Annotated in this window: 3 protein-coding genes; 2 read left to right on the forward strand and 1 reads right to left on the reverse strand. The window is 45.2% G+C overall.

All coding sequences use genetic code 11. The features are described 5' to 3' along the window. Positions 1–40: 40 nt before the first annotated feature. The gene (locus tag P5683_RS10345; protein WP_315669439.1) at positions 41–5,596 is read right to left on the reverse strand and encodes a HEAT repeat domain-containing protein; all 5,556 of its coding nucleotides are present in this window, start codon (positions 5,594–5,596) and stop codon (positions 41–43) included. A 170-nt stretch (positions 5,597–5,766) separates the two neighbouring features. On the opposite strand from P5683_RS10345, the gene P5683_RS10350 reads away from it, so the two are divergent. Then, the gene (locus P5683_RS10350; RefSeq protein WP_006624704.1) at positions 5,767–5,982 is read left to right on the forward strand and encodes a hypothetical protein; all 216 of its coding nucleotides are present in this window, start codon (positions 5,767–5,769) and stop codon (positions 5,980–5,982) included. A gap of 477 nt (positions 5,983–6,459) precedes the next feature. Then, positions 6,460–7,758: a CmpA/NrtA family ABC transporter substrate-binding protein gene (locus tag P5683_RS10355; protein ID WP_006616041.1), complete on the forward strand. Its 1,299-nt coding sequence runs from the start codon at positions 6,460–6,462 to the stop codon at positions 7,756–7,758. Positions 7,759–8,051: the final 293 nt, after the last annotated feature.

Consider the following 8,051-nt stretch of genomic DNA (forward strand, 5'->3'; position numbering starts at 1 on the left):
AAATCAGGTTTTAAGGTCAATTCCAATTTTATCCTAAGTTTCAGGGAGAACCCCTATGTACACTCTCCCCTAACCAGGTTTCGATCGCAGATATCAGATTCGGTTGATTGGGGGGAAAGCCTTTTAAGGGGGCTTCTAGGGGGTCGTCGGTGAGAAATGCAACGGCAATTACCCCGGTCAGTTTTTGGCAAAAGGCGATCGCTTCTGGGGTGGGTTGGGTCGGGGTGGAAACCGTTTCGCTACCGAAGAGGATGGCACGGTGGGGGAGGAGGTTACGGCGTTTTAGGGTTTTGAGGTGGCGGCGCAGTTCTGCGGGGGTGGCGGGTTCGGGGGGGTCTTCGTCGGGACAGGTGATTTCCCAAATCAGTTCGCTGAGGGTGAGGGCGATTTCCCGTTCGCGGGTTTCGTCAGCGAGGAGGTCGGCGTTGAGGCAATACAGGGGCAGGTGTTGCAGGGATTCCCAGGTGAGGGGAGAGGCGAAAGAGGGTTCGCCGCTATGGGGGGTTTGTTCGGTGACTTCAGGATGGGGGGTGATGGGGGGATTGTGCCATGCTTGATAAAAGTCGGGATAGGGGAGGTCTTGGGAAATGTCCCAAAAGAGTTTGTAACACTCCAAATAAAGGTTAAAGTTGTCTGTGTAAGTTTCATCGCTGAGGTGGGAGTGAAGGGCAGAAATTATCATTTCTTTTTGTTTCTGGTTGGCAATAGTTCTTTTTAGATAATCAAAATATAAATAATAACCACCTTCTAAGTAGTCAGATTGAATCAGTTCGATTAGCCGAGATGTTGCCAATGTGCTGCCGTGGCAAATACCATCAAAGGTTTCGTTAAAGTGAAAAAGAGAATAGATGGGTGATTCTTCATACGGCTTGTCTCTGGAAATTTTTAATAATTTTATAATGACACTAATCCCTAAATGGCTACCCCACTCAATTTTCCTTAAATTGCGATCTAATTCTCTTACAATATAGTGACTATTGTTAGTTTCCATGAGCCGAAGTACACACTCAGTCACTCGTTGATTATTAGGAGCAACTTTACCTAATTCCCAAGCTATTTGCCACTGACTATATTCTTCTTGATTAGTTTCAAGAGCTTTTAATAACTCTGGAATTACCAAGTAGTTTTTTGGATCTATTTCCGCCAATCCATAGGCTGCATATGTACGAATTTTAGCATTTGCATTAGTTTGCAGAATCTTCATTAATCCCGATATTGCAAGATGGTTTCCCTTGCCTATTTCTTCTAATATTTCGCCAGCAAAGTGTAAAGTATTATGATCGGCAGTTTCAACAAGAAGTTCCAGAAGTCTAGTAATTGCTTGATCACTTCCTTTCCAACTTTTTCTAAATTGATATGAATAGTGCCTGAAACTTTGTTCTTCACTGATTTCCGCAAGGTTTATTAACGTAGTTATAGCTTGAAGGTTTCCTGGGTCTATTATCCCTAAACTGTAAGCAACTTCTTCAAGTATATTTAGATTGCTAATTGATTGAATGAGCTTGCTTAATACACTGATTGCCTCTGGATGATTAAGTTCAAAGTTTCTGAAAGTCTCAACTGCCATTTTAGCAGTATCTTCATTATCCGTGGTTTCAATAACCCTGACTAAAGCTGGAATCACATGAGAATTTCCAGGGTCAATCTCGTATAAATATTTAGCTACTTCACAACAAGTATCTTCATTATCCGTGGTTTCGACAACTCTAATCAAAGCGGGAATCAAATGAGGATTTCCAGGGTCAATCTCGTATAAATATTCAGCTACATAAAGAAAATCTTCATTTTCAGTAGTTTCAAGAACCTTGACTAGGGCAGGAATAATATGAATATGTCCAGGTTCAATTGTGTGTAAAGAACAAGCTGCTTGATAACGAGTATTTTCATTATCGGTGGTTTCGATAACTCTAATCAAGGCGGGAATAATATAAAGATTTCCAAGCTCTATTTTCTGTAAACAACTAGCTGCCTGACAACGAGTATCTTCATTATCCGTGGTTTCGATAATTTTCAGCAAACTGGCGATCACACCAGGGTTGTCTTTTCCAATTTGCCATAAAGTGAAAAATGTTTTATTAATAATCTTTTTATTGTCCGTGGTTTCGATAATTTTCAACAACCCAGATATCGCATCAGGATTCCCCTTCCCAATTTCGTCTAACGTCCAAAATGCTTGATCAATAATATTTTCATTTTCAGTAGTTTCAATAAGTTTTAACAACCCAGATATCGCATCAGGATTCCCCTTCCCAATTTCGTCTAACGTCCAAAATGCCAGATTAATAATATCTTGGTGGTTGGTGGTTTCGATAAGTTCTAACAAATCCGCGATTATATCAGTATTCCCAGTTTTTCGTAAAATCCAAATTGCCTGAGAAATGATATCTTCATGCTTAGAAGTTTTGATGATTTTTAATAAACCTGCGATCGTATCAGGATGTTCTTTCCCAATTTCTTCTAACGTCTGAAACGCCTGACGAATAATATCTTTATGGTTAGCTGTTTCGATAATTTTTAATAAAACTGCGATCGCACCAGAATTACCTGGCTCATATTTCTCTAAACAGTTGGCCAAGTACCAACGAATATCTTCATTTTGAGTTGTTTCGACAATTTCCATCAAAACAGCCTGAGCCTGAATATTTCCTGGATCAACTAGACCCAGATGATAGGCTATCTGCCAGCGGGAATTTTCATTTTGATTAGCTTCAAGTAGCTCTAATAACCAATTCATAATAAAAGGATTACCAGGATTGACTTTTCCTAGAATCTGAGCCGCTTCATCACGATCACGCCACTCAAGAGCAGTTATCATCGTTTTGACTAACCCCTCTACCAAGGCAGGATGATCGGGATCAACAGTTAATAACCAGTTAATTGCGTTTAGTCTACTCCCTGGGTTTTCAGTATTTGCAATCAGAAACGGTAAATTGGACGCAATTGAATGATTTTTAGGATCTAGCTGCCATAAAAAATTAACAAAAACTAAAAATATCCAATCCTTCCCACCTTTATTAACTGTGCTTTCGACGTGAATCCCCATTTCTTCTAAGCAGCGCATATCATTCGCAATCAAATTAGCCATTTCGGGATCAGGACAGATTTCCTTGAATTGAGCTTCTGCCTCTGTCTGTGTTTTTCCCTTGAGGACATGGTTTATTAAATAGCATCTTGATATTAAGTTTATTTTTAGCTCAAGCATTGCAACAACTTTACTTCTCGTCGTTCTTTTCAATATCTCTTGGGCATCTTTTTGAAAACAGTCAGAATAAATACTCCACCTCTTTGGTTCTACATCAAAATCCCACAAAGCTAATCCTACTAATTTGTCAATTAATGCCGAAGTTAGAGGAAATTGGTCATATTTTTTATAGGGAATTAGCATATCAATATCTTTCAACTGAGAAATACCATCCACCGCTAAAAAAAGAGACTTAACCCGATACAAGTTCCGACATTTATCATTAAAAGTTGCTAACTTAATCACAAATTCTAGCTTGTCATTAGCAGCAATATCCCCACGCCCCAACCACAACAAAATTACCTGCTTCCACTGCTTCTCAAAAATCCGATACCGCTTCCCCTCCACTGGGCAATCTACATGATTCCGAGGCAGAAAATAATCCCAATCCTCCACCGCCAACGCCGCAAAATACTCCTGAAATGTCGCATGATAAAACCCATACACCTTCTCACGGGGATTTTCCGCCGCCACCCCCACCTCATTCAACCAACCTAACTTTAACGCCAGAGGAAACAACGACCCCTTTGCCTTCGGTTTCCCCAAATGCTCACACACCAACCGATGAGTTAACCGAAATCGACTCGTTTCCGCCTCTAGGGATGCCTTCGCCAACTCTCCCAAAGCCGCATTTAACTGTTCCTTTTCCTCCTCCGTCACCGGAAAAGCCGTTTCCTTCCAGCCATAGACCGACTCCACAAACCCCCCATACAATTCCGCCATCGTTTCCGGTAGCGCATCCTCCACCTTCCAAGTCGCACATAACAAGGTTAACCGCAGGGGATTGCGGCATAAATCCTTAATCCGTTCCTTCCCCGACTCTTGCAATTCTGACCACAAGGATTCCGCCAACTGGACATCCTCACCCGCCGCCACCAACCCCCGAAACCAGCGCCGGATAAACTCCTGCATTTGTTCATCCTGAAACGGTTGGGTGAGATAGGTTTGAAACCCCTGTAACTGGCTGGGGTTCCCTTGCCACAAATTCAAGCGACAGGTGACAATCATCCGCGCATCCGTCACCCAACCTCGCAATTTTAACGCCTGTTGGTCGGTCTGGCTCATCTCATCCAAGCCATCCAACAGTAACCAGACTGCACCCCCCTCAAATTTATTCCCCCAGTCCGCTTTAATTTCCTCTCTGGACTGCCTCAATGCCTCTTTGAGCCATTTTTGCTCTAAATACTCTCCCAGGGGTTGACTGCCCAATTCTGCCAAGGATACCCAAACCACTAAATCATCGGTTTCTTGTAATAACCAAAAGGCTAATTTCTGGAGTAACGTCGTTTTTCCCGCCCCCGGTTCCCCAATAATGGCCAGACGTTTCTCGGTGCGTTGACTAATCACTTCTTGGAGAAACTCTCGGTAAGCAAACCGTTTCTCCACTTCCTCCCGATTGTACAAGTCGGAACCTTTTTCCGGGTCAATCTCTTGGGGGTGTTTTGGGTTCTCACTCCGTTTCGGTTTCACCAGGGCTAAATCGACAAATAAATCCTCATCGATTAAGTTGCGATTCCCATAAACCTGACCGATAACCGTATTACTGCTTAACGGTTTCCGGTCCAGTAACATCCGACGGCAAATATCTTGCCATTCATCGATCGCATATTCCACCGGAAACCCAGCAACCTCTTCTCCAATCAGGCGTTTAAGCTGCTCATACCCCGTTTGGGAACTCTCCACAATCAGGATAATACTGCCTTCCTCAACCTTGGTAATCGAGAGGGTTTTATCCTTGAGGAGGTTTTGCAGGGTTTGGGTGATTTCCGTGAGTTGCTGTTGCGCTTTTTGATAGTCGCCTTTGAGTCCTAAAATGCAGCGGTTGAGCGTCGCCGTGAGTTGGGGCGGATGGTTAGGTTCAGGCAGTTCCCCAAAGGACTCTTTCCATTTATCTCGAATAACCTGTAGGTTCTCTTCTCTCTTGGTTTGATGTTTGAGACAGAGCGAAAACTTCCAATATCCTTGATTTTTGGCTGATTCATGCTCCTTCAGAATCCCCAAATCTCGAAGGCAAGCCAAGGCATTTTGAATCAGTTCATCCCTCGCCGCTTCCAAAATCGGTTTCTGGCGATAGGTTTCTAATAAAATCCCTAACTCCTTCTTAGTAATCCCCTTTTCTATCCGCTTAATCTGTCCATTGCGCTGTTTTTGCTCAAGGATGCCAGACACCCTCAACTCGTCCTCTTTCACCCACTCCAGTTCAAACTGTGCCTTGAGTGAGTCTGGGGGAATCGTGATCTCCTTATCATCCCAAGCCAGCAACGCCGCCACGAAGTCCAGACGGTCTTGCAAGTCCTCCGCGCTTTCTCCATACTTGCGGCTTTTTTTGAAAGGCTGACCCGATTTTCCCACCATGACGACCCTCGATAGAAAACTGGTGCTGGTTTGGGGAAACTTGCCCAAACGGGAGGGTTGCCCAAACCAGGTAAAGCCATTGTAGCAAGGATTTCAGGATTTTACCTGTGGATTTGCTTGGGCAGTAGCCCAAAAAAACACTGATCTCAAACACACAAAGGAGGTCAGTGATGGCTAATCTACAAGACAAATTCAAACAACGCGCCGCCTTAGAAGACGCATATAGTAATTTCGTCGAACCCTATGTTAATGAGGTGATGGAAATTCAGCTTAATTCCTCCTTAGAGACTCCTCCGGCTCCGGTGATGTCGGCTTGTTTGGGCTGTGTATCGGGATGGTTGCTGCTGACGTTCGTTTATTGTCTGTGGATGCGCCGACGGCCATGAATGTAGCGACGACCTTCCCCACCACTTTCGTTAAATCCTGATTGGGCTATCGGTCGCTGGGGAGACGAACGCACCCGCAACTTCCAGCATAGCCACTCTGGCGCAGAATGGCGGGAAGAAGGTCTAACCACCTCTGGGTTAGCACTTCAGCCACAGAGGACACAGAGGAGGAGAGGGGGAAGAGGTGGGGGCGACCCCTTGTGGTTGTCCTGCCGGGTCGCCCTAGCCTTGGGGTCATCATATCAATGGCTACTTTTTTTCTGCTATTTCATGGGTCCTTTTCACTCAGATGCAAGTTACGCATGACCGAAATGCGTAAAATAAAAAACAATCTAAAAATTGTAGTTGCCGATACATAAACCCCTGGTGATTTTTCTTAGATTGTGGACACAACATCAAACCGACCCTATGTTATCTCTAAGCACTCATCCCCTGTGATTAGAACCTAAAAACTCACTGTTGATTCTTAACTAAACAATGCCCCGATTTAACCGTCGCCAATTCCTGATTACAGCTGGTGCAGCAACGGCTGGCAGCTTATTACTCCATAGCTGCGGACCGATTAATGACCAAACCCAATTTGAGGTAGAAATTGACCCAGAAAATGCCCCGGAAACTCCAACAGCACGACTCGGCTTTATTGCCTTAACCGACGCGGCTCCCCTAATTATTGGACGGGAAAAAGGCTTTTTTGCTAAGTATGGCATGACGGATGTCTCCGTTGAAAAACAAGCATCCTGGGGAACCACCCGTGACAATTTAGTTCTGGGTTCTCGGGGCGGTGGTATTGATGGGGCACATATTCTCACACCAATGCCTTATCTGATTTCAGAGGGGATTGTCACCGATGGTCGGCGAGTCCCGATGTACATTTTGGCGCGTCTGAATTTGAATGGTCAGGGGATTTGCCTCTCCAATGACTATCGCGATTTAGAAATTGGAGTCGATAGTACCCCCCTCAAGGAACGGTTCGCTGAACGACGGGCTGCGGGTGAAGACTTACGGGCCGCCATGACCTTTCCCGGAGGAACCCATGACTGCTGGATTCGCTACTGGCTGGCGGCGGGAGGGATTGACCCAGACCAGGAGATTTCGACGATTGTCGTCCCCCCACCCCAGATGGTGGCTAATATGCGGGTTGGCAATATGGATACCTTCTGTGTTGGGGAACCCTGGCCCCTGCAATTGGTGAACCAAGATATTGGCTATAACGCCTTAACCACTGGGGAACTCTGGCAAGACCATCCTGAGAAAGCCCTAGGAATGCGGGCAGATTGGGTTGACGAACATCCCAAAGCCGCCCGGGCGTTGTTGATGGGAACCCTAGAAGCCCAAATCTGGTGTAGTGAACCGGAGAATGTGGAGGAGATGTGTCAGATTCTCTCCCGCCGGGCTTGGTTCAATGTGCCGTTTGATGACATTATCGACCGGTCTCGGGGTATTTATGATTTCGGCATCGGTGAGGTGAGGGAAATGCCAGATTTGATGCAGAAATACTGGCGGGATAATGCGTCCTATCCCTTCAAAAGTCATGAGCTCTGGTTCCTCACTGAAAATATCCGTTGGGGGTATCTGCCCCCGGATGCGGATATTAAAGGCATGGTGGACCGAGTAAATCGGGAAGACCTCTGGCGAGAAGCGGCTGAAGCCATCGGCCAGGGAGACATGATTCCCGAAAGCACCTCTCGAGGTCCCGAAACCTTCTTTGATGGCAAGGTCTTTGACCCAGAAGACCCCCAAGATTATCTCAAGAGTTTAGAGATTACCCGAATTTAAGACTGATGCCGAAACACATCCTACCCCTATTGCCTGTTAAGAGTTAAGAGCATGATTTAATCTCAAATTAGGTTAACATTTTAGGGCAATACGGTATAATACCAAGTATGGTGCGAGACCTTCGGGTATGAAATAGAGCTGAAATGGGCGTGGGGACTACCCGGTGAGGACTTCAACCCCTTGGTTGATTGGGTCGCATCCCTGACCATCCCATAACACAGCCTGATTTTTTGGCCTACCTTCGAGACTTCCGATATGGCCAGTCAGGTGAAGCGTCTAATCAGGTCTAAGAT

It is taken from the genome of Limnospira sp. PMC 1279.21 (genome assembly GCF_032349615.1).
In the GTDB taxonomy this organism is placed as follows: Bacteria; Cyanobacteriota; Cyanobacteriia; order Cyanobacteriales; family Microcoleaceae; genus Limnospira; species Limnospira fusiformis.

What these genes read in the sequence shown, in the direction of transcription:
- P5683_RS10355 (WP_006616041.1), top strand. Translation starts at nt 6,460, where the DNA reads ATGCCCCGATTTAACCGTCGCCAATTCCTGATTACAGCTGGTGCAGCA.
- P5683_RS10345 (WP_315669439.1), bottom strand. Translation starts at nt 5,596, where the DNA reads ATGGTGGGAAAATCGGGTCAGCCTTTCAAAAAAAGCCGCAAGTATGGA.
- P5683_RS10350 (WP_006624704.1), top strand. Translation starts at nt 5,767, where the DNA reads ATGGCTAATCTACAAGACAAATTCAAACAACGCGCCGCCTTAGAAGAC.